Origin of the sequence: Acinetobacter sp. UBA6720 (assembly GCF_002454215.1) — a bacterium.
Taxonomy (GTDB): Bacteria; Pseudomonadota; Gammaproteobacteria; order Pseudomonadales; family Moraxellaceae; genus Acinetobacter.
This window is the reverse complement of record NZ_DKIK01000070.1, coordinates 1-22,806: the sequence shown is the minus strand read 5'-3', so window position 1 is coordinate 22,806 and position 22,806 is coordinate 1. Positions and strand designations below refer to the sequence as shown.

Annotated in this window: 26 protein-coding genes and 1 tRNA gene; 12 read left to right on the top strand and 15 right to left on the bottom strand. The window is 41.6% G+C overall.

Annotation, left to right across the window (positions count from 1 at the left end):
• Positions 1–36 precede the first annotated feature (36 nt).
• Entirely contained in the window at positions 37–450 is a 414-nt protein-coding gene (locus tag B4F08_RS05840) for a DUF962 domain-containing protein (RefSeq protein ID WP_291373758.1), read from the bottom strand.
• A gap of 67 nt (positions 451–517) precedes the next feature.
• Between B4F08_RS05840 and B4F08_RS05835 the strand changes: the two genes are divergently transcribed.
• Positions 518–1,369: a helix-turn-helix transcriptional regulator gene (locus B4F08_RS05835; protein WP_291373756.1), complete on the top strand. Its 852-nt coding sequence runs from the start codon at positions 518–520 to the stop codon at positions 1,367–1,369.
• A gap of 155 nt (positions 1,370–1,524) precedes the next feature.
• Entirely contained in the window at positions 1,525–2,301 is a 777-nt protein-coding gene (locus B4F08_RS05830) for a class II aldolase/adducin family protein (protein ID WP_291373754.1), read from the top strand.
• Positions 2,302–2,711: 410 nt separating this feature from the next.
• On the opposite strand, the gene B4F08_RS05825 is transcribed toward B4F08_RS05830, so the two are convergent.
• A tRNA-Ser gene (locus B4F08_RS05825) sits at positions 2,712–2,802 on the bottom strand.
• Positions 2,803–2,923: 121 nt separating this feature from the next.
• Between B4F08_RS05825 and B4F08_RS05820 the strand changes: the two genes are divergently transcribed.
• Positions 2,924–4,801: a potassium transporter Kup gene (locus tag B4F08_RS05820; RefSeq protein ID WP_086209092.1), complete on the top strand. Its 1,878-nt coding sequence runs from the start codon at positions 2,924–2,926 to the stop codon at positions 4,799–4,801.
• A 57-nt stretch (positions 4,802–4,858) separates the two neighbouring features.
• On the opposite strand, the gene B4F08_RS05815 is transcribed toward B4F08_RS05820, so the two are convergent.
• Positions 4,859–5,479 carry a hypothetical protein gene (locus B4F08_RS05815; RefSeq protein WP_291373752.1) on the bottom strand — a complete coding sequence of 207 codons (621 nt, stop codon included), beginning with the start codon at positions 5,477–5,479 and terminating at the stop codon, positions 4,859–4,861.
• A gap of 255 nt (positions 5,480–5,734) precedes the next feature.
• Between B4F08_RS05815 and B4F08_RS05810 the strand changes: the two genes are divergently transcribed.
• Entirely contained in the window at positions 5,735–6,826 is a 1,092-nt protein-coding gene (locus tag B4F08_RS05810; protein WP_086209090.1) for a DNA/RNA non-specific endonuclease, read from the top strand.
• A 76-nt stretch (positions 6,827–6,902) separates the two neighbouring features.
• Positions 6,903–7,148, top strand: a complete 246-nt coding sequence (locus B4F08_RS05805) for a hypothetical protein (protein WP_086209089.1) — start codon at positions 6,903–6,905, stop codon at positions 7,146–7,148.
• Between the two features lie 79 nt (positions 7,149–7,227).
• Here the strand turns inward: B4F08_RS05805 and aqpZ are convergent, their stop codons facing one another.
• On the bottom strand, positions 7,228–7,914 hold the full coding sequence (gene aqpZ / locus B4F08_RS05800; RefSeq protein WP_291373750.1) for an aquaporin Z: 687 nt from the start codon (positions 7,912–7,914) through the stop codon (positions 7,228–7,230).
• 129 nt (positions 7,915–8,043) lie between these two features.
• Positions 8,044–9,045, bottom strand: a complete 1,002-nt coding sequence (locus B4F08_RS05795; protein ID WP_291373748.1) for an AraC family transcriptional regulator — start codon at positions 9,043–9,045, stop codon at positions 8,044–8,046.
• Between the two features lie 110 nt (positions 9,046–9,155).
• Between B4F08_RS05795 and B4F08_RS05790 the strand changes: the two genes are divergently transcribed.
• On the top strand, positions 9,156–9,794 hold the full coding sequence (locus B4F08_RS05790) for a hypothetical protein (RefSeq protein ID WP_110974199.1): 639 nt from the start codon (positions 9,156–9,158) through the stop codon (positions 9,792–9,794).
• Positions 9,795–10,119: 325 nt separating this feature from the next.
• Here the strand turns inward: B4F08_RS05790 and B4F08_RS05785 are convergent, their stop codons facing one another.
• On the bottom strand, positions 10,120–10,581 hold the full coding sequence (locus B4F08_RS05785; protein WP_291373745.1) for a hypothetical protein: 462 nt from the start codon (positions 10,579–10,581) through the stop codon (positions 10,120–10,122).
• A gap of 104 nt (positions 10,582–10,685) precedes the next feature.
• A complete protein-coding gene (hisF, locus tag B4F08_RS05780) occupies positions 10,686–11,447 on the bottom strand; it encodes an imidazole glycerol phosphate synthase subunit HisF (protein ID WP_308463950.1) in 762 nt (253 codons plus the stop codon).
• Positions 11,448–11,557: 110 nt separating this feature from the next.
• Between hisF and B4F08_RS05775 the strand changes: the two genes are divergently transcribed.
• From B4F08_RS05775 to B4F08_RS05765, 3 genes are read left to right on the top strand one after another with little or no spacing between them, the layout of a single operon-like run.
• Positions 11,558–12,508 (top strand): homoserine kinase, encoded by a 951-nt coding sequence (locus tag B4F08_RS05775; RefSeq protein WP_291373743.1) that lies wholly within the window; start codon positions 11,558–11,560, stop codon positions 12,506–12,508.
• A 13-nt stretch (positions 12,509–12,521) separates the two neighbouring features.
• Positions 12,522–13,151, top strand: a complete 630-nt coding sequence (locus B4F08_RS05770; protein ID WP_291373741.1) for a DUF1294 domain-containing protein — start codon at positions 12,522–12,524, stop codon at positions 13,149–13,151.
• A gap of 29 nt (positions 13,152–13,180) precedes the next feature.
• Positions 13,181–13,573 (top strand): DUF4870 family protein, encoded by a 393-nt coding sequence (locus tag B4F08_RS05765; protein ID WP_086209081.1) that lies wholly within the window; start codon positions 13,181–13,183, stop codon positions 13,571–13,573.
• Positions 13,574–13,907: 334 nt separating this feature from the next.
• Here B4F08_RS05765 and B4F08_RS05760 read toward each other — a convergent pair whose 3' ends face one another.
• Positions 13,908–14,267, bottom strand: coding sequence for a hypothetical protein (locus B4F08_RS05760; RefSeq protein WP_086209080.1), 360 nt, complete (start codon positions 14,265–14,267; stop codon positions 13,908–13,910).
• Positions 14,268–14,396: 129 nt separating this feature from the next.
• On the opposite strand from B4F08_RS05760, the gene B4F08_RS05755 reads away from it, so the two are divergent.
• Both B4F08_RS05755 and B4F08_RS05750 read left to right on the top strand, forming a co-directional pair.
• On the top strand, positions 14,397–15,698 hold the full coding sequence (locus B4F08_RS05755) for an APC family permease (protein WP_414632452.1): 1,302 nt from the start codon (positions 14,397–14,399) through the stop codon (positions 15,696–15,698).
• Between the two features lie 13 nt (positions 15,699–15,711).
• A complete protein-coding gene (locus B4F08_RS05750; RefSeq protein ID WP_404814595.1) occupies positions 15,712–17,151 on the top strand; it encodes an NAD(P)/FAD-dependent oxidoreductase in 1,440 nt (479 codons plus the stop codon).
• A 71-nt stretch (positions 17,152–17,222) separates the two neighbouring features.
• On the opposite strand, the gene B4F08_RS05745 is transcribed toward B4F08_RS05750, so the two are convergent.
• Positions 17,223–18,122: a DMT family transporter gene (locus B4F08_RS05745; protein ID WP_291373737.1), complete on the bottom strand. Its 900-nt coding sequence runs from the start codon at positions 18,120–18,122 to the stop codon at positions 17,223–17,225.
• A gap of 92 nt (positions 18,123–18,214) precedes the next feature.
• On the opposite strand from B4F08_RS05745, the gene B4F08_RS05740 reads away from it, so the two are divergent.
• Positions 18,215–18,763, top strand: a complete 549-nt coding sequence (locus tag B4F08_RS05740) for a helix-turn-helix domain-containing protein (protein ID WP_110974194.1) — start codon at positions 18,215–18,217, stop codon at positions 18,761–18,763.
• A gap of 71 nt (positions 18,764–18,834) precedes the next feature.
• Here B4F08_RS05740 and hisA read toward each other — a convergent pair whose 3' ends face one another.
• From hisA to hisB, 6 genes are all read right to left on the bottom strand, one after another.
• A complete protein-coding gene (gene hisA / locus B4F08_RS05735; RefSeq protein ID WP_086209075.1) occupies positions 18,835–19,566 on the bottom strand; it encodes a 1-(5-phosphoribosyl)-5-[(5-phosphoribosylamino)methylideneamino]imidazole-4-carboxamide isomerase in 732 nt (243 codons plus the stop codon).
• Positions 19,567–19,645: 79 nt separating this feature from the next.
• On the bottom strand, positions 19,646–20,314 hold the full coding sequence (locus B4F08_RS05730) for a 3'-5' exonuclease (protein WP_291373734.1): 669 nt from the start codon (positions 20,312–20,314) through the stop codon (positions 19,646–19,648).
• 112 nt (positions 20,315–20,426) lie between these two features.
• Positions 20,427–20,939: a DUF805 domain-containing protein gene (locus B4F08_RS05725; protein ID WP_086209073.1), complete on the bottom strand. Its 513-nt coding sequence runs from the start codon at positions 20,937–20,939 to the stop codon at positions 20,427–20,429.
• A 157-nt stretch (positions 20,940–21,096) separates the two neighbouring features.
• A complete protein-coding gene (locus B4F08_RS05720) occupies positions 21,097–21,603 on the bottom strand; it encodes a hypothetical protein (RefSeq protein WP_119063251.1) in 507 nt (168 codons plus the stop codon).
• 91 nt (positions 21,604–21,694) lie between these two features.
• Complete coding sequence (hisH, locus tag B4F08_RS05715) at positions 21,695–22,312, bottom strand: imidazole glycerol phosphate synthase subunit HisH (protein ID WP_291373729.1); 618 nt, start codon at positions 22,310–22,312, stop codon at positions 21,695–21,697.
• Positions 22,312–22,806, bottom strand: a 495-nt coding sequence (hisB, locus tag B4F08_RS05710) for an imidazoleglycerol-phosphate dehydratase HisB (RefSeq protein ID WP_291373727.1), incomplete at its 5' end; no start/stop codon positions are given. The genes hisB and hisH, both read right to left, overlap by 1 nt.

Genomic DNA, 22,806 nt, shown 5'->3' with positions numbered 1-22,806 from the left:
CGGCCTGATTAAGATAGGGGACCGTTGCGATTTGACTTACCAATCTACGCGTTTGAGTAATATGTCTTTATACATTTTAAAGTCACAGACTAAGCTAAAGAATGGTTGTTTAAACGTGGCTGGTTTATTATGTTCAAAAAAGAAATGACCGATCCACGCAAAACCATAGCCGACAACAGGCAGAGCCCACAGGACTTTTGGATTTTTAGTCATCGTTGCGATGGCAGCAACTCCAATCACGCACGTTGTTCCAACAAAGTGTAAACGTCGGCAAGTGGAATCTGCATGCTGTGAAAGGTAGAAAGGATAGAATTCTTTGAGGGTTTTATAACGCCCATCACTTCCAATCATTTGTACAGTAGGGTTCTGAACCCGAGTTGCAGAAAGCTCGGCGCTGTTCACGAGATCTTGTGTATTATTTTTAACTTGGGTTTGGGTATTCTGTAACATTTGCTCTTCCTTTAGTATTTACAAGATGTATTTTTAAATAGCATAGTGCGCATGGTCTTGAACGAATATGCTATTTCCAAGGAAGGAGTCGAGTGTAGTGTCGCAAAACCAAAGCCAAGTTTATGCCTGGGACGGGTGTATTTTGTATGTGACCCGCGAACACTTAAATAATGCCCATGCCCATTTTCCTGCGTTATTGCAAATTGGTCTAGGCACACCGTTTGCGATTACTTTGGGTCAACACGTTAGAAGTTATCACGATATTGTCGTTATGGCGCCGAATGTAAATCACAGCACCGACTCAGAAAACCAGCCTTATCTTGCTCTTCTGATTGACCCAGATCATGCGTTGTATCGTTACTTACATCCCTTGTTAAATGGGGAATCTTTTCGCTCTTTGCCTGCATCAAGTCTTGCGTCTTTCCATCCTCAGTTTCAGCAACTCATCGCAGGTCAGTTCAGTTTCGATCAGGCCAAACAGTTGGTTTTGGATATATTGTCTTGCTTAAATCCAAACACGTTACCGAGTTTGCCTTGGGATATTCGAGTGTTACAGAGCTGCCGCTATATTCAACAATGTGTTCCACAGCAGCACCCCACAGTGGCTGAAGTCGCTGCTCATGTAGGGTTATCTGAATCGAGGTTGATGCATTTATTTAGCCAGCAGTTGGGAATTTCGATGCGACGCTACATTCTATGGCTACGTATTCGCTATGCCATAAAGCTTTGGGCGGCAGGAAAGAGCTTAATTGAGATTGCATTGGGAGCGGGTTTTTCCGATCAGGCGCATTATACGCGAACCCTGCGTAGCATGGTCGATTTTGCCCCGTCTATGCTAAAAGCAAAGACCATTCTTGTGAGTGATACAATTTCAAATGAGGGAAAAACAAACTTGAGCAAGCATTTTATCACCCCTTGAAATAGCAGAATCATTCAAGACTTATAAGTGTGTATTAGAAACAATGCTTTTGTTTGGCGTTGATGGTCTGGAGGGATTAACAGTTTGTTACGGCTAAACTTTTCTTTGAGAGCGTCATACCAACATCATAGATAGATCAACATAGAGATATAAAAATGACAAATTTAAATGCGATAAAAAGTATAAAAGATGTTGTATCTGAAAAAGAGTGGGATGCGCGTTGTCAGCTTGCAGCGCTGTACCGCTTAATTGCACATTTTCGTATGACCGATTTAATTGATACTCATATTAGTTTACGCGTACCCGATGCAGACGGGCATTTTCTGATTAATCAATATGGTATTCCTTTTGAGAAAATGACAGCTTCACATTTGGTGAAAATTGATTATGCAGGCCATACTGTTGCTGATTATGATCAGGGAAAATTAGTCAATACGGCAGGCTTTGTAATTCACTCTGCTATTCATGATGCGCGACAAGATGTGCACTGTGTGATTCATACTCATACTGCAGATGGTATAGCTGTGTCTGCACAAAAGCAGGGTTTATTGCCTCTATCACAGCATGCGTTAAAGTTTTATAAAAAAGTAAGCTATCACGAATATGAAGGTGTGGCGTTATTAACCGAAGAGCGTGAACGTCTGGTTAAAGACTTAGGGCAAAATCGAGTCATGATTTTAAGAAATCATGGTTTGTTATCGACTGGTGATTCGGTTCAACGTGCTTTCCATGAAATTTACTTTCTTGAACGTGCTTGCCAAGCTCAGATTAAGGCGATGGTGGGTGGTGTGGAACTGCATCTTCCTTCTGAAACCGTGTGTCAGCACACGGCCCAACAGTTTGAAAGTGAAATGATTGAAATGGTGATGCTGAAAGCATGGAATGCAGCTCTGTCGCTGATTGAACATCAGCGAGATGAGTATTGCGTATAAGTCGGTTTTGACTCTAATGCATGATTTGATTTGATTTGATTTGATTTGATTTATTTGTACTTTGGATGTGATGAGATAATTATCATAAATTCATTGCTTTAGGATGTTTTTGTTCAATTGATCAGCTATTTTTAGCGATGGGTGATATACGGCTTAAAGCTGTTTTTATTCTAACAGTCTGTATTTGAAAATAGTTGTTCTTATACTTCATTGAGTTATTGTCTTATTCGCTATTTCTTGTCATAAAAAGATATTTTGTATTTTAGTTTAAATTGGGTTTTCTTATTCATATTCCTCAATAGCTACAGGATTTCAATAGATCTTGGTAGATATGATTAGACATAAAAAAGGCTTAAACCTTTACAGTTTAAGCCTTTCAGTACCCCGTCGGATGCTACGGGAAGCTAATTTGGCGGTGAAAGAGGGATTCGAACCCTCGAAACGCTATAAACGTTTACACACTTTCCAGGCGTGCTCCTTCAGCCACTCGGACACTTCACCATGGCGGAGGATAATATCGAAAAACAGGGCTATCGACAAGGTGAAACAATTGAATTCGAGCAAAAGTTTTAGCTCAATGATATGATTCGCAAAAATAGTGTCGATAATTGAAGACAAGATTATGCAAAGTACTGCAAAAAAAGCCGCACTGCCTGCGATTACCTTGGCAGCTTTAGGGGTTGTGTTTGGGGATATTGGAACCAGCCCACTCTATGCATTGAAAGAATCATTTCATGCTGCACATGGTCTAGGAATTAACCCAGAGAATGTTTTGGGTATTCTGTCGATTATTTTTTGGACTATGACGATGGTCATTACCATTAAATATGCTGCGATTGTGATGCGAGCAGACAACAATGGTGAGGGTGGCATCATGGCATTGCTTGCACTCAATTTACGCAATACGAATTTTAGTGATCGTAGAAAATTGCTTTTAATTTCGATTGGTTTTATTGGGGCTTCACTATTCTTTGGGGATGGTATTATCACCCCAGCTATTTCAGTCTTATCTGCTGTAGAAGGCTTATCCATCGCAACAGATGCTCTAGATCCTTATATTGTGCCGATTGCAATTAGTGTGGTCACAGCTTTGTTTGTGATGCAAAAATATGGAACCGCTTTTGTCGGTAAATTCTTTGGACCTATCACTTTATTATGGTTTTTTTCCCTCGGCATACTTGGAATTTCGAGCATTATTCAAACGCCTTTGGTTTTAGGCATGCTCAGTCCGCATTGGGCCATTCAATTTATTGTGACCCATCCTTTAATGACGTTTTTTATTATGGGAGCCGTGGTACTGACAGTGACGGGTGGTGAAGCACTGTATGCGGATATGGGTCATTTTGGACCAGTACCGATTCGCTTGGCATGGTTTATTGTGGTTTTACCTTGTTTATTGCTCAATTATGCAGGGCAAGGGGCTTTATTACTTCGCGATCCAACAGCCATTGAAAACCCGTTCTATCTTTTAGTGCCAGAGTGGGCTTTGTACCCAATGATTTTCTTGGCTACTATGGCTGCGGTCATTGCTTCTCAGGCGGTGATTTCAGGGGTATTCTCTTTGGCTCGTCAAGCGATTCAATTGGGTTATTTGCCACGTTTGAATATTAAACATACGTCAGATTTAGAGCAGGGGCAGATTTATGTTCCTTTGCTGAATTGGGTCTTGTTAGCGTCAATTATTATTCTGATTCTGATTTTCCAAACCAGCTCGCAGCTTTCTCATGCCTATGGCTTAGCTGTGACGATGACTATGTTGTGTGACACTTTGCTGATTGCTGTATTTATTCGTTATACATGGAAATGGAGCATGCCAAAATTGGTACTGCTGATTATTCCATTCTTAACTTTAGATTTGGTCTTGGTCAGTGCAACTTCACTTAAAGTGCTTTCAGGTGGTTGGGTTCCTTTGCTGATTGGTGGTATTGCTTTCTTATTATTAATGACGTGGAAGCAAGGTCGAGAATTAACTTTTGCTAAGCTTCAGCAAGATACTCTACCGCTGGATTTATTTGTACAAAGTATTGGCGAACAGGCCAACTGGGTTGAAGGTGAGGCTGTTTTCCTAACTGGAACACCGACTGTTGTACCGCATGCGATGCTACACAATATGAAGCACAATAAAGTGTTACATCAAAAGAACATCATTTTGACAGTCAAAATTCAGGATGTGCCGTATGTAGAGGAACAAAATCGTTTCCATGTTGAAACCATGAATCCACATTTCTATCGCGTTGAATTGTATTATGGTTTTAAAGACGAAATGAACATTCCTTATGCACTTGAAGCCGTTTATCAAGCGATTGAGCTTGAATATAACCTGATGCAAATCAGTTTCTTCGTTTCACGTGAGCGGATCATCAGTACGGTGGGTGAGGGCATGATGCCGTGGCGTGAGAAATTATTTATTTCGATGCAAAGAAATACCAGTCCGGTGAGTGACTTCTACCAAATCCCGCCGAACCGTGTGGTTGAGTTAGGTAGTCAAATCGAGATTTAAACTTTAAAAAAACCAGCGTTTACGCTGGTTTTTTTGGAGGATAAATGAATTGTGATCTTAGTTCATTGGATCATTGACTGGTGCTTCAGGCATCGCTTGCATGGGTTGTTCCATTGAAGCATCTGGCAAAGCTTGAGCGGGTGCATCAGGTGATGGCAATGAGTCAGATTCAACTGCATTTACAGGTGTTTCAGCCGAAGAATCGAGCTGAGGTGTAGCCACTGGTGCAGTGTTCATATCTACATTTGCCACTGGTGCGACAGCATCATTAAGTGCTACTTCAGCTTGTTGTGCTGAGAGTTCGGCATTCGGTGCTAGAGGGTGTTGTTCAGTAGGCGTGGCGGCGATTTCTTGTGGAGCTGATGCATCAGGCATCACTTGTTGCACGGGCGCCTCAGTCTGAGTTGTGGTTGGCATCATAGCTTGGTCATTTGGCGTACCCTGAGTAGCTTGATTCACAGGAGCGGGAACATTTGCAACATTCGGTTCAAGTAATTTAATTTGCCCTGAATTTACGAGTTCTTGAATTGAGCCTGGTTGACCGTTCACTGTTGTGGTTATTTTGGCTTGAGATAGGCTTTCCAACGTATCGCCGGGTTGAATAGGTGGTTCAGCAAAAGCAGAAGCACTGACCACTGTACCGATTAAACCAATTGACATTAAAGTTTTAGAATGCATAAGAACTCCGTAAAAGGCATGTATTATTTGTTCGATTCCTTTTTACCTTGGCATATAATTTGAAGTGACAGCAATGAAAGATACGCAATCGCATCACGTTGCCGTAGAAAAACTCTACAAAAAAGACATTTTGTTACATGCAAAATCATCTAAATTTGCAGTTTTGTTTAATTGTTATGCGAATAGCTTTAGAGCGATATACTTCGTATACGCTGATTGTTAAGCTCGTGAAAAATAGATGTTTATGTAGTTGTGATGGCGAAGAAGAAAAGCGGTTCAGGTCAGTCTGTATCTAAAATGTTTAATCAAAATGGGCTGAAATTCATCTTGGGATTAGTGGCAACAGGAAGTTTTGCAATTGCCTTTGGTCAGGAAAAAATTCAGCAATACGTTTCTTTAAGTCCAAGTTCCAATGCAGCCTGTTTAGAGCAGTTTTATCGAGAAACTCCGCCCTATTTGTTGAAAGATAGTTTGAGCAAACACAGTTATGCACTGTGCTTTAATGGTTTTAATGTCATGTATTCGGGTGTTTCAAAAACACCACTGTGGGTAGCAGAAGCGTTGACGCCACAACGTCTGAGTCAGAAAATCCCGCGCGAGGATAATTTCCATGAGGAATCAAATGTTGCGGTAACCCATCGCGCGACATTATCCGACTATCGAGGCTCAGGCTATGACCGTGGACACATGGCGCCTAATGCCGATATGCCGAATAAAGATGCACAATTTGACAGTTTTTCTTTGGCCAATATGGTACCGCAAGCCCCTAAAAATAATCAGCAGGTCTGGCGTGAACTAGAAGAGGCGACGCGTGCAATTGTGACCAAACAAAAGCTTGATGTTTTTGTAGTGACAGGACCTGTATTTCAGGGCAAGAAGCTTAAAACCATTGGACAGGGAGTGATTGTTCCGAGTGCGGTTTATAAGGCTGTGTATATGCCAAAAACAGGGGCGATTGGGGCGTATTATGCACCGAATGATAATTCACAGCAGGTAAAAGTTGTTAGTGTTTGCTATTTGGAAGAGCAGTTGGGAATGAATCTGTTTCCGCAACTGACAGAAGAACAAAAGCGCAATACCTACAAACTCCCGCTGACAGCAAATGCTGTCAAAGCTCAACATGCCATTCAATATTCGCATTGGGATGCAGAAAGCCAGTGTGCGGAAGATGTTTCATCAGAGCAGCTCAAAGCGTTACAAAAAGACTTTAAGTCGGGGTCGAGTCAGTCGAGTGCAAAAAGCACAGATCAGACCAACAGTACAGGCATTGATTCGGCTACACAGGATGCTATTGTGAAGCAATTGATTGACGTATTGTTGCAATATATTTTGCAGCTGTTACGTTAACGTTCTAAGCAGCTGGATGTGTATAGGTTCAGCTGCTTTATTCGATGACTGAAGCATAAATAAGAGTAAAAATAATATGTTTAAACCTTTTATACAGGGAGCGGAGTCACATGCCATTCATGACTTGACTCTTGATAATGACGTGGACTGTGTCAGTATTTATGGCAATTTACAACTCACCAAAGACCAAGTGGGTTTAGCCGCAGCCAAAGCATTACAGAGCTATATCAATGCCATCGTGCAACAGCTAGAAAGCGAGGTTCAACTTCCTGAAAAAATTCAGCGTTCAGAGACAGGGGAAATTGATAACCCTTTTTTATAAGTTCTAAGCATGTTCCATGTGGAACATTTAAAAAACCCACATTCGTGGGCGTTATGCTGGTAGGGAATGGGAACAGCGTCTAAGCCTTTCTTTCCAAAATTTTATAAATGATGGCACCGATAATTGCGCCAATAATAGGTGCCACCCAAAATAACCAAAGTTGGCTTAACGCAGCGGTTTCGGCAAAGAGGGCAACACCTGTACTACGGGCTGGATTGACCGAAGTGTTGGTGACAGGAATACTAATCAAGTGAATAAGTGTGAGAGCCAGACCAATCGCGATTGGGGCAAAACCAGAAGGTGCAAGTTTATCGGTCGCACCCATAATGATAATTAAAAACATTGCTGTTAGGACAATTTCAATAATTAAAGCTGAGATTAAAGAATACTGACCAGGAGAGAGCTCGGCATAACCATTGCTGGCAAATCCTCCTGTGCCAACAAACCCGGCTTGCCCTTGTACAATCAAATACAAAACCCAAGCTGCTAAAATTGCACCAATAACTTGAGAAATAATATAGGGAATCAGATCTTTGCTCTCAAAGCGACCACCGACCCATAAACCGATACTGACGGCAGGGTTAAAGTGTCCACCCGAGATGTGTCCGAGTGCAAAAGCACCCGTTAAAACGGTTAAACCAAAGGCAAGAGCAACGCCTAGAAAGCCGATGCCCAATTCAGGGAAAGCTACAGCAAAAATAGCACTGCCACAACCTCCGAAGACCAACCAAAATGTTCCGATGAATTCAGCAAGATATTTATTCATAATGCGCCTTTTGTAGTTATTGATGTTTTATTTGTTTACAACGTATATTTAACGAGAAAACGATCGTTTTTCAATCAATTTTAACAAAAAAGCGTGACATCTTGATGACCTTAGAAAATTTGAGGATTGTTAGTCAACGTGTTGTAGTCGCCATTGTTGCGGGGTGAGCTCAGTCCATTGTTTAAAGGCACGCTGAAAAGCACTTTGTTCAGAATAACTGAGCAAGAGGGCAATTTCCTGTAAGCTCAAGTGTGGATCTTTTAAATATTGTTCTGCCAAGACACGTCTTACTTGTTGCATTCTGTGTTGATAAGTCGTGCCTTGTTGTTGTAAGTGGCGCTGTAGTTGTCGTACTGAAAAGCTCAATTGCTTCGCAATATGCTCAATTTGATATTGGTTTTTTTGGAGTCCTGTCAAAATAGCATGTTGTAGCCGTTGGTCAATGTGAGTGGAATTGGGCAATTTTTCAAGTAGGGCTTCGGCTTGCTGTAACAGTAGTTTTTGTAAGGTTTGATCGCCTTGTTGAAAAGGCATAGATAATTCACGCAGTGGAATCATCATCATCGGTCGACTTTGGGAAAAGCGAACGCGACAATTAAAATACTGTTCATACTGTAGGGTATTTTTAGGGGTAGGATGCGTGAAGTGCACTTCATAAAGCTGAATATCTTCATGGGCGACAAAGTGTTTCATAAATTGAATCATCAGTGCCATTGCCACTTCATTACTCAGTTGTGTGGTGAGTTCAATCGGCATTTCCACCCAACCAAAACATAGGTTTTCACCTTCAACGGCAACATATAATGAGCTACCATCATAAATCAGCCGATGAAAGTCATGGTAACGGGTCAGTGCTTCACCAAGCGTCTCACAGGATAGCGCAATATAGGCCAAGATACCTAAATGCTTAGGTTGTACATATTGAGCAATGTCGAGTCCGAGAGCCGGCGTTTGTAGATGGCTGTCGAGATCATTCAACAACGCTAACCACAGAGCATAATCAAAACGTTCTAAATTCTGAACTTTCTCAAGTTTTTCAGAAATTGGATAGCCCACCGCTTGGCAATAGGCATAAAGTAAATGACCTAGCCCGCCGTAGACTGAACCTGTGTAGTCTTTGAAATGTTGCATTTATTCGCTCTATTGTTCTTGTCGTGATTTGTCAATGAATTGGAATGCTAGGGTCAATATTTAGCATAGTTTCCACATTATATTCAATCTGAAAACAGGAGGGATTTGACATGTGGAAGGGTTTTGTCGCGGGATTGGTGGTGGCCAATGCCTTTGAGTGGGTGGCACATAAATATATTTTGCATGGTACACACCGTGCGGGTAAGCCACGCTACAGCCCTGTGCCTGACAGCATGAAGTCACATTGGGAGCATCACCGAGAAGTACGTAAAACGGCGTTTCACGACCACGGGTATGTTGAAGGCTGGAGTAACTGGCGTACTAAAAATGAGATCATTTCACTGGCTGTAGTCGCGGGTGTATTTGGAACATTATTTTATCCAGTGTCCAAAGGGATGACTTTATCTGTGCTGTATTCTGCTGGAAACTATTATTATATTCACCGCCGTGCGCACTTAGAACCTGACTGGGCAATGCGTAAAATTCCGTGGCACTATGACCACCACATGAACTCTAATCAGGATGCCAACTGGTGTGTGACTAAGCCGTGGTTTGACTATATTTTAGGGACTCGCGTGATTTCATCATTGGACTTGCAAGAACAAAATCCATTGGGCATTACCTTGCCTCAAAGCGTGTCTGAGCGTTTAACTCAATGGGTAAATCAGGTCTTTCCTGCAAAATGGGTTAAGGCACCAGAAGCTGTTGAGAGTAAGCCTAGGCAGATGACAGAAACTATCGCTGGATAATAGGGTTAATGTGAGAGTTGTCGTGATTTGTCAATAAAATTGGTATGTATTGTCAATATTTCATCATTTGAACATCTTATAGTAAAGCTGTTGATGAGGTGATTTCACTTCATGAGCTTAGTACGTCATTTTTCATTTTCCAGTTTAACAGAGCAATATAGTCGTTATTCTAGGTTTATAGGGAGTCGCAAGACTCCCTTTTTTTATCTCAAAAATTGAGAGTGTAGGTTCGAACAAGATCTAGAGAGCATTCTAAGCTTTAACATCTGTTGCATAATTGAGGCAATGGCACTAGCTGTGAATGAGTACAGTGGAATTGAGCTTTTTAATTCATCTGTTTTTTAAAGCCCGTTAAAATATAGCGATCCATTTCGTCCTTATACTGTGGAGAAAACTGGAAGCAAATGGGGTCATTCACTTTTAATGTGTTCAGCACTGAAAAGCGTTGTCTGGCTTGTAGACTGTTGGTAAATATGAACCCTTGTCGATCATTTTGAAAATAAAAGGCTTTTTCAATGCTGACGTTGTGTCGGTTTTGCTGTCTGATTTCTACCCATTGATGAAAAGTTCCGCAATAACGAATTTGCTCAGGGGCGGCAAAGGCTTTTTTATAATACTGTGTGAGTTGGTATTCTGAGAACATTACATAACTAAACATGCACAAGCCTAAGAAGGGAATAATGGCGAACATGGTAAAAGGATGATCTGTGTATTTTCTTAATAGGTACAGTAATAGAAATAAGAAAGCGATGCCAAAGATAAGAAAAATAACCTGTAAGTCTTGCACTGTTTGATCTCTAATTGTTGTTCTAAATAGTTATAAAAAACTGAAGTCATAAAAAAAGAGCATCTTTCGATACTCTTTTAATCATTTCAGAATGATGCTGTCAATTATAAACGCATTTCAATGCCTTGTTCCGCAAGGTATTTCTTCGCTTCAGGAATGGTGTGTTGCCCAAAGTGGAAAATTGAAGCAGCCAGTACGGCGTCGGCTCCACCTTTTAAAATACCATCGGCCAAGTGTTGTAAGTTGCCAACACCACCCGAAGCAATGGTTGGAATAGTGACACGGTCATTGATTTGGCGCATCAGCTCGAGGTCATATCCTGCTTTGGTGCCATCGGCATCCATCGAGGTAATCAATAGTTCACCTGCGCCAAAGTTAGCCATTTTCACTGACCACTCAATGGCATCAATGCCTGTTGGTTTACGGCCACCATGAGTGAAAATTTCCCATTTATTTTCACCCGTTTTTTTTGCATCAATAGCAACCACAATACACTGTGCGCCAAAGCGTTGCGATGCTTCTTGGACAAATTCAGGATTAAACACAGCTGCTGAGTTAATGCTCACTTTGTCTGCACCAGCATTGAGTAAGAGACGAATGTCTTCAACTTTACGTACCCCACCACCGACAGTTAAGGGAACAAAAACCGTTTCAGCCATACGTTCAACGGTACGGTAGGTTGTGTCGCGGCCATTTGAGGTTGCTGTAATATCTAAGAAGGTAATTTCATCAGCACCTTGCTCGTTATATCGGCGTGCTACTTCTACTGGGTCACCTGCATCACGAATATCAAGGAATTGAACACCTTTCACTACACGACCGTTGTCTACGTCGAGGCAAGGAATAATACGTTTAGCTAGCATAATTTTTTCCAAAAATAACAGCCGATTATGAAACTTCGCGACTTAGATGCTACACCTTAATAGTCGGAGCAGGTATTCTATCAAACTTATGTAAGTTTTTTCGCAGGTTTTATATGTCGGTTTATACCACTTTGACTTTACAGGAAGTTCAGGCGTTTGCAGCACCTTATGGACTAGAGGTGATGGATCTGATCCCGATTCAAGGCGGTATTCAAAATACGAACTATTTTATTGTGTGTGAAAATGCTGTGCAGTACGTGTTAACTGTATTTGAAGAGATGGATGAACAAGGCGCAGGCGAGTTGGTTCCTGTACTTGAGCATTTGGGCCAAGCAGGTTTAACGGTACCCGTGCCATTAAGTCATTCAGGTAAAGCCATTCATAGCTTAAAAGAGAAGCCCGCACAAATTGCCCCACGGATGATGGGCAAACACCCTATGCCTGCGACCCTTGAGCAAACTGAGGCAATTGCCGTTGCACAAGCGAAAATGCATGTAGCACTGCAAGATTTTCCACTGGAACGTGCAGAATACCGTGACCATGATTACTGGCTGGCGGTGGCATTAGACATGAAACCGACTTTAACTGAAGCGGATCAAGTATTATTGAGCAAATTATTGGGTCTATACGATGCATTGTCGGCAGTTTATCCGAATCGTCCAAAAGGTTTTATTCATTCGGACTTATTTCGAGACAATACTTTGTTTGAGGGCAATCAGCTCAAGGGCATTTTAGACTTTTATGAACTGAATAAAGATGAGTTCTTGTTCGATATTGCGATTACGCTGAATGACTTCTGCACCGAATACCCAAGTGTACATTTAAATGAAGCCAAGGCCATCGCATTTTTAAACGCCTATGAAAGCATTCGTCCTTTAACTGCTGATGAAAAATCTTGCCTAGAGTTGTATCTCGCAATGGCTGCTGCACGTTTTTGGATGATGCGTTTACAAGTGGCACAAAAAAATGCAGAACAAGGCCGTACTGGGGAGGATATTTTGCAGAAAAATCCTGTCGAAATGCGTAATATGGTGATTGACCGCTTAAAGTTTGTAACTACTTAAATAGGAAAGAAAAATGCGTGACCAAGGACGACTCATTGAATGGTTTGATGATAAGGGCTACGGCTTTATTCAGCCTAACGATGACAGCAAAGATCGCGTGTTTTTACATATCAAGGACTTTGCGCGGCAAGGTCCTCGCCCCATAGTAGGATGTGCATTGGAATATAATGCGATTTTAGATGCGCAAGGGCGTTATCGTGCACAGCAAGTCAGCTATTTAAAAGCATCACAAACCCAAAATAATCGGACTCAAAAGAAGCCCCTGAAAAAGACCGTACAAGGCCAAAATTTGCGTCCAATGCAAATCGCTTCGGTGGCGTACATTGTTGTTTTAGCGTTGTTGGTGCTGCTGGGGCGTTTAAGTGGGTTGGTGTTGCTCTTTATTAGTTTAATGAATGCAGCCAGTTATTGGTTCTATGCACAAGACAAAGAAGCGGCGCAAAATGGGCAGCGCCGCGTACCTGAAAATACGTTGCATCTGCTTTCATTTTTAGGCGGATGGCCTGCCGCATGGCTGGCACAACAAAAGCTACGTCATAAAACACAAAAACAACCCTTTAGAAAGATTTACTTTTGTACAATCTTTTTCAATATTCTTTTAATTTTATGGCTTATTTCTCCTTTCAATAGTTTGCCTATTTAAAGTCAAAAGCCCACTTTATGAGGGACAATATGAATTATTCAGTCGATCAAGATCCGAATCGTAGCCTGACCTTTATTCTTTATATTTTGTATATTGTTGCGATTTTTTCTGCAGGAATTTTAGCAGTGATCGCTTTAGTCATTAATTACATCAAGCGCGATGCAGTCCGTGGTTCTATTTTTGAGAGCCATTTTACATGGCAGATTCGCACGTTTTGGTGGTATTTAATTTGGAACGTGATTGCCTTTGTGCCGTTTCTTTTCTTATTCTTTACAGGTGAAAATGCCACGGCATTTGCAGGTGTAGCACTAGGCGCTTCAACCTTCTGCGTCGCCGTGATTGTACTGTCATGGGTGTGGATTGTATATCGTGCGATTAAAGGCATCATTCGTTTAAATGATAATGAGCCGATGTATCAATAAGACCAGATGACTTTAAAAGGGCAGTTTGCCCTTTTTTTAGGTCTGTATCTTTTGAGATGGGATTTATGCACTGAGATGAAACCATATAATGCAGCAGTTTCACTATTTTTGCGCAGGCTTTAAAAAAGCACTGTACCAAATTAAATTTTATGTTTTACATTTTTGTTCAATAAATCTTACATTTTTAATATTTATAATTTACATTTTTATTTAATATATTTTACATATTTAATAATTTAAATTTACTTTTTTAATAAAATAACTATACATTAATGTACAGTTATTTATATAAAAATATGTTCGATATTGATTATAAAAAATAGCATGATTCTGGCTAGGCATAGAATCTTCCACGACGACGACGCAAGCCTAAAACATGAATGGCACGAACCAGTACGGCATAAGAAACCGAATAGCCAAAGTGCTGTTCAAAAAGTGGAACTAAATCGCTAATATTTTGAAATTTTGTATTTTTAACAAATACTTGGAATTCATTCCAGTCTTTAATGTGGCTAGGTGCTCCACGATTACTAGCTGCTTTTGGAGATAAATCTCCAGTTTCTTCCTCTAGCTTAATCCATGCATCGAGGGTCACACGTGAGATGTTGAATTCTTTGCAAACAGCAACCTTATAATCAGTGAGTTTATAGCGTTGAATTGCTGCTTTTCGAGTTTCTAAATCGTATTTAGGCATTTTATTCAATATTCTTAAAATACAGAAGATGCTATTATATGGCATAGTTGTTGCAAAAACCAAAATCACTAGATTGAAAAATGAAAGATGGTGATTTCGGTGAAAAATGCAGATTTTTCTTTAAAGAAAATGTCACTATGGCAAGTGGTCATTATTGGTGTGGCCTACATGACCCCAATGGTGGTGTTCGATACTTTTGGTATCGTGTCTGGGATCACCGATGGTCGTGTGCCATTGGCGTATATTCTGGCGTTGTTTGCAATGCTATTAACGGCATTTAGTTATGCACGTTTTAGTCGGGTCAGCGGTGACTCAGGCTCTGCTTATAACTACACCGCACAGTCCTGTGGAGCTAAAGCGGGCTTTTTTGTTGGTTGGTGTTCACTGCTCGATTATATTTTACTGCCTTTAGTTAATGCTTTACTGGCGGGTATTTATTTGGAAGCGGTCATTCCGAGCGTGCCCTATTGGGTCTGGGTGGTTTTATTTACAGGTTTAGTCACCCTAATCAACTGCTTCAGAATCAATATTTTAGCGAACTTGAGTTTGGTGTTTGTGCTTTTGCCCTTACTGTTGATGGTTCTGTTTATTTATTTGGTCATTCAAGGGGTGGGGTCAGAGCAAGGTTATGATCATGTACTGACTTTAGCGCCATTGTTTAATGGGGACAGCTCTGTTTTACCTTTGATTGCGGGCGCCTCCATTTTATGTTTTTCATTTTTGGGTTTTGATGCAGTTACGACCATGTCGCATGAGACCAAAGATCCGCAAAAGAACATTCCGCGCGCGGTTTTACTTACCACATTGGCTGGGGGGGCCATCTTTATCACAGCATCATGGTTTATTCAGTTGTACTTCCCAACGAATGTTCGTTTTAACAAACCTGATGAAGCTTTACCTGAGATTGTTCTCTATGTCGGAGGGGCATTGTTCCAAGCTGTATTTCTGTGTGCTCAAATCATGAATACCTTTGCTTCAGGTCTGGCGACCCATGCGAGTGCTTCACGCCTAATTCATATTATGGCGAAAGATGGCATTTTCCCCAAAGCAACCTTTGGGCAATTACATGCAAGACTGGGTACCCCCTTGTACGCGGTATTGAGCATTGGCTTGATCTCATTGTCTGCCATTTTCTTAGATCTTGCGACTGTGGTCAGTATGATTAGCTTTGGTGCATTGATTGCCTTTACGGCGGTGAACTTCTCGGTTTTTGTGAAGTTTTATCTGTTGGAAAAACAAACTCAAGGCGTCAAAAACAAATGTCTCAATTTGATCCTGCCTCTGTTATCCGTATTGGTGATGCTTTGCCTGTGGGTCAACTTAGAACGAAATGCCCTGATTTTTGGGTGCTCTTGGCTAGCAATTGGTATTGGGCTATTTATTTATAAGAAATTGAAAAAGCAAAACATTGTAATTGGAAATGCATACTAAGCCCTGCATGAAAATGAAAGTAATATTGAGTGTAAATGAAATGAATATGAATAAACCGACATTTGTAGATGACGTTGAATACAAAGCCAGTTTTGCTGTACAAAGCGGCAAAGAGTGGAATTGGTTAAACCCGCAACATGGTGCGTTTGATCATCCTGCCAATTATTATGAAAGTTCAATGCATGTATGGCATGAGTTTGATGCTTTAAATGCAGATATCGAATGTGATGTCGTAGTGATAGGTGGTGGCTTATTGGGAACCTCGGCAGCACTGCATTTGTCGGAGCAGGGTGTAGATACGGTCTTGGTTGAAAAGAACCGAGTGGGCAGTGCTGCCTCAGGGCGCAATGGTGGGCAACTCACACCGGGATTGGCACGTTGGGAAGCCGAAACCATGATCGAGCACTTCAGCTTTGAAGAGGCAAAAAAGTTATGGCACTTTACCTCAACTGAAGCCATGACTTTGATTGATGACATTACTGAAAAATATGATTTAGATTTACAACGTAAACGTGGACATCTAACGGCCGCAGTACACCCAGGGCATTTAGATGCCTTGCGTGAAGGCATGCAAGCACGTCAGTACTTAGATGAAAAAAATACCTCAATGCTGACCCAAGAGGAATTACGAGAGCATGTGCAATCGGATAACTATTTTGGTGGTTTATTGGATCATTTAGGTGGACATATTCATCCTTTAGCGTTGACACGTGGTCTGGCGTATGGCTTTTGCCAAAAGGGCGGTAGCATCTATGAGCAAACAGAAGTTCAGTCGATTCAGGAACGTGCCGATGGTATTTATGTGACCACAGCGCAAGGGGTGATTAAAGCGCGTAAAAGCGTGGTGATGGCTGTACATCATGCTTCATTTAAACTATTAGAAGAACGTAATCAAACTACGATTCCTTTTTATACTTACGTCTGTACCACAGCACCTTTAGCATTAGATTTGAAAGAGCTATTGCCGACGGATCTGCCTGTATACGATACGCAATTTCAAATTGATTACTACCGTGGCGTTTCAAAAAACCGATTGTTATTTGGGGGCGAAGGCACTGGCTCGTGTTGGAGTCCTGAACAAACCCATGACTATTTGCTGGGACGTATTCAGCATGTATTTCCTCAGCTAGAGCAGGTGGCACTTGACTTTGTGTGGAGTGGAACGACAGATTTAACCGTTAATGGTGCGGCGGACAGTCGGAAATTTGGTCATCAATATCCCATTTATGCCGTACAGGGCTGGAGTGGGCATGGTGTTGCGCAAACGGTGCGTATTGGTAAAGCCATTGCCGATGATTTCTGTGGTCAATGTGATGATTTTAATATGTTGACCCGAATTCAACATCAGAACATTCCTTTTGGTCGGGCATTGGCACCGTTAGTGATTCCAATTGCCAAAAGTATGTATGGTTTAGGAGCAATGATTAATCCGGGTAAGATGGTATCGTTCTAAACATGAACTTGTGCTGCTGAATCTATACAATTTATGTTTAGACTCAGCAGACACCGCATTTGAACGTTAAATTAGTGCTGTTCAGCTTCTTTTTTTGATTTCAACAGTTTGGGTTTCCATTCACTCATCATAATGCCAAACACCACCAAGAGACCGCCCAACAAAGCCAGTGGTGCTAAACGTTCTCCTGCAAGGCGCCCAAATAGCGCTGCCCACACAGGCTCTCCTGCGTAAATAATCGCTGCTTGTGATGGGTTGACTGAGCGCTGTGCCCAATTCATGACATATTGAATCACAGCACTGGCAAGCCCCAATCCAAATGCAATGCCTAATAATGGCCATGAAAAAGCAGGTAGTTGTTGCTCACCAGCCAGTGGCATGGATGCAAAAGCGAGCACAGAGGCAACCGCCAGTTGAATGACCGTCACCCGACCAATATCAACTTTTGGGGCAAAATAACCAATCAGAATAATTTCCATTGCTATAGCAATTGCACCGAACAGGGTTAAGGTCTGGCCAAAATTCAATGAGATTGAGTTCAGACTATTGCCTGTGAGCAGGACTAAGCCTATAAACGCACAGAGTGCACCAATCCAAATCATAAAATGGGGCACTTTACGAAAGATCAACCACAATAGTAGGGGGACTAGGGGGACATACAGTGCCGTTAAAAAGGCAGATTCACTGCTACTGACTGTTTGTAGTCCGACCGTTTGTGTGCCATAGCCAATCGTGACCATACAGCCAATGAGTGCACCTGCCCACAGGTCCTGCCGGGTGATGTGTTTTAAATGTTGATAGGAAAATAAGCCAATAATGGTCGCGGCACAGGCGAAACGACAACCGACAAAGAACATGGGGGAGCTAAAATTTAAGGCATATTTCACGGCCAAGAAGGTGCCGCCCCAAATAAAAGTAATGAGAATCAGCGCAATCACAGGCGCTTTAGAACCGAGCTGAGTATTCAACATAAAAAGACTGGTGTGCAATATATTGCACATAGCTTGTCATGCTTTGTTTTTGTGTGCAATATATTGCTCAATATTTTTTTTGATTTATCTGTATGAACTCTCCTGCGGTGCTACAACACGTCAGCCAAAATGTGCGTCATTATCGAAGTTTAAAAGGCCTGAGTCAGCAGCAACTCGCTGATTTAGCTGGGTTAAGCCGTCGTATGGTAGCTGGGGTTGAATCTGGGCAGGACAATATTAGTCTGGCAAAGCTCAGCTTGATAGCCGATGTGCTTGAGGTCGATTTTGTACAAATTATTGCTGCGCCTGAACAGCAAGGGCAAGCGGTGGTGAACGTTTTGGCTTGGCAGGGCACACAAGCACACAGTGAAGCAAAATTAATGGCTTCAGCGGCAGCGACACAAAAAGTAGAGCTATGGACATGGGTACTGGCACCGAATGAACACTATAGTGCTGAACCTGACCCAGAAGGCTGGCGTGAGATGCTCTATGTGATGGAGGGTGAACTAACTTTGGATTTGGCAGGCGACATGAAAGTCTTGGGTGTAGGAGAGTCGATCGTTTTTTCGAGTGCCATTGAATACCAATATATCAACCGTGGCAATGTATCGTTAAAGTTTATTCGTAATGCAATTTATTAAGAAGCAGATCTTCAAACTGATATTTAATGCATAAAAAAGAGGTCAATAGACCTCTTTTTTAAATTCTACAGTTAGAGCGATTGTTCATCTAATAGCAATTGTGCTTCACGTAGGTTTAAACTGCCTTCGTAAATCGCACGACCAGTAATTGCACCTAAAATACCAGGTTGACCTTTGAGGTTACGTACGTCATCAAGGTTGGTCACACCACCTGATGCAATCACAGGTAGGCCAGAGTATTGTGCCAGTTGAACAGTTTGTTCAACATTGACCCCTTGCATCATGCCGTCACGTGCAATGTCGGTATAGACAATGCTTGATACGCCTGCATCGGCAAAACGTTTGGCCAAATCAGTTGCCTTCACATCGGTCACATTGGCCCAACCATCGGTGGCCACCATGCCATTCATGGCATCAATCCCGACAATGATATGACCTGCAAATTTCTTACAAGCTTCTTCAACAAACTCAGGTTCTTGAACTGCTTTGGTGCCAATAATGACAAAAGATACACCCGCTTCTAGGTAGTGTTCGATGGTTTCTAGTGAGCGAATACCGCCGCCGATTTGAATGGGCAGTTCAGGTTGTGCGCGAGCAATCGCTTCAACCACAGGTTTATGAATTGGCGTACCCGCGAAAGCACCATTTAAATCGACCAAATGTAAGCGACGCGCGCCTTCATTTACCCAGTGCTGTGCAGTTGCAACAGGATCATCAGAAAAAACCGTATCGTCTTCCATACGACCTTGTTTTAAACGAACACATTTGCCATCTTTCAGGTCAATTGCAGGGATGATCAGCATGCTTTCGCTCCTAGCCAAATCTTAAATAAAATCAATGTCAGTCATCTTAGCAAAGTATTGGCAATTTTCTAAGCACCTGTTACAGCTTTTCATGACGAGGAGGTTTTATGATATTTTCCAGTTTTTGCAAAATCTCTTTCGGTAGTTGTTCCAAATGCCGCAATTCTTCAAAAACCAACAGGGCGGCGTAGGCATCGGCGGCAGCATAGTTAATTTGTTCAGGCGTAAGGACTTTCCTTGCCCAATTTGACGTGCTGACTTTTTTGCTTTTCGGGAAGTTGAGTTGAAACAGCAGGGCGATGGCATTTTTAATGCCAACAGGGTTGCTCAACCCAAAGCTTGCAAAGCATTTTGACAGCTCAACGATACCATTTAACTCAAAGCCTTTTTTACGGAACAGATGAGCATCATTTTTTAAACCAAAACCCACTTTGAGCTGGTCTGGATTCGCCAAAAATGGCGCAAGGAAGCTCCAAATGGGAGGGCTCATTTGAAACAAATAAGCACGCTCGACGCTGGCCAGTTGAATGAGATGTGGCCCAGTAGAGACTTCTCCCACTTGAAAGGTCGGTTTGGACTCGCTATCAAAACCGAAGATGGCAATCTGTTCCAGTTCAGTGCGAATGGCTTCACACTGTTCTATGTTCTGAATGACATGAATCGCTTGCATTGGCAAATTTTGAAAACGAGGCAAAATTTGAATGTGTTCTTTGTTGGGGATAGGGAGACTGGGTAGGGAATTATTCATGTTATATCTGAGGCATGCTTTTATCTCAGACTAGTGGTTTTTGATTTTAAAGGCAAAATAAAACCTGCAAGAAGCAGGTTTTAAGTACAATCCAAGATAACAGAATGCATTTTTATTGCTGTTGCATTTCGATCTGTGATTGATTGGCACGCAGTATATAGCTTTGATAAGAAGGCAAAGCAATTGCTGCTAAAATACCAACGACAAATAGCAGGATATAAATCCACGCTAGAATTGTTTCCCAACCTGCGGTTGGGCGTGGCGAACCATAGCTATTGCTACGATCATCACCTGGTGCAAAAATCAGGTAAAGCATTAAGATCACGTTAGCAAGAGGTACCAGCATTAACAGCGATAACCAGCCCGTATGGTTGCGGTCATGTAGGCGACGAATGGTAAATACGAAGGTGAAATAGAAAATTGCTATATAAATCACAGCAAGAAAAATCATGCCACCACCAAAGTTGCCTGTTTCCATGTTGATGAAAGTCGTTGGAAAAATCACGGCAAAAATACCAATGATAATCACAGCGACGATGGCAAGGAGGCAGTTCCATGCGAGATATGAAAAACGTCCGAAGCGACCTGCGGCGTTCAGCGCAGATTCTTGTACATATTGAGTCATAGTGACTTACCTTATCGTTGTAAATTAAATTTTTTATAAATAAAAATGTCTAAAAAGCAGGCAAATCATAATCAAATTTGGTGACAATGGAAAGGCATTGTAATTATTTGGTGTGTAGTAGTGTGCTGTAAAACAAAAACTTTCTATCAATATTAAATTAGTACCCGATTACTAGAATTCCTTTTAATGGAAGAATAATACGCTGTGACGTGTAAAGCGTATCTAAAAATTGATATACCTTTTGAAAATCATCTGATTGGCGGTAAGTATTTCGCACAGCTAAAACTAGATAGTCGATATTAACCATCATACTGGCTTGAAATACATCTTTTAAAAACTGGTTATTGGCGACTGCGCGTCCAGCTTCGACTTCAATAACGATTTTTTGCTCGAAATGAATGGCATCGGCTAAGAAACTTTTAGAAGCTTGGTTGTTATAACCGAATAGGACTGGAACAAGGATTTTATCTTCGGAAGATTTACTTTTTTCAACTTTGAACCCGATTTTTTCAAGCCCAGTTGCAATAGTAAGAAGAACTTCATTGCTGGAAAGTTGATGTGTTTGTGAACTTATACCAGTAATGTGCTGCTTGAAGACTTCAGTAACCTCTAAAAGTTTTGGTGGTGTGGGGCAAGAGCGAGGAAAGAATTGGAATTGGAGCATTTTGTATATTTCTAAACTGTTATTTGTAGATAATAAGAGAAAAGCTCAACTGAAGTTGAGCTTTTTAAAATCAAACAGAGGCTGGAATGAATTAAATTTTCCATTCCACAAAGTTTTTTAGCAGTTGCAAACCTGCGGTATGACTTTTTTCAGGGTGGAACTGTGTTGCAAATAAATTTTCTTGATGAATCACGGTACAGAACTCTAAACCATAGTCACAAGTTGCAGCCACAATGTCGCTATTCTTCGGTTCAACATAGAAGCTGTGAACAAAGTAAAAACGTGCATCTTGTTCAATGTCTTTCCACATTGGGTGGCTTGGGTCAGCTTGATGAACTTGGTTCCAGCCCATGTGTGGCACTTTTAAGCCATCTACATCTGGAAAACGTCTTACCGTTCCTTCAAAAATACCGAGAGCATCGACACCGCCGTTTTCTTCAGAGCGTTGCATCAGTGCTTGCATGCCGACACAGATCGCCAAGACTGGTTTATTAAATGCCGCATGACGAATGACTTCATCAATCCCTGCTTCATGCATGCCTTGCATACAGTCACGCATGGCGCCTACGCCAGGGAAGACAATTTTATCGGCCTGAGCAATCAGTTTAGGATCATTGGTCACATCGACTGTTGCACCGACATGTTCAAGCGCTTTTGCTGCTGAGTGTAGGTTACCCATACCATAGTCAAGAAGGGCAATACGGGTCATTACAAGCTACCTTTGGTTGAAGCAATGGTGTTGGTTGCACGTGGGTCAATTTCACATGCCATACGAAGCGCACGGGCAAAAGCCTTGAACACACTTTCAATTTGGTGGTGGCTATTTTTCCCTTTGAGATTATCAATGTGCACTGTCATTAAAGCATGGTTCACAAAGCCTTGGAAAAACTCAGAGAATAAATCCACATCAAAACGACCAATCATGGCGCGAGTAAATGGAATATCCATAAACAAACCTGGACGGCCCGATAAGTCCACCACAGCACGGCTCAAGGACTCATCCAACGGTGCATAAAAATGACCATAACGGCGTAAACCTTTTTTGTCACCTAAAGCTTTGGCAAAAGCCTGTCCAAGCGTGATACCACAATCTTCAACCGTGTGGTGATCATCAATTTCCAAGTCGCCATCACATTCAATATCAATATCAAATAAGCCATGTCGCTTGATTTGATCAATCATATGATCTAAAAAGGGAATACC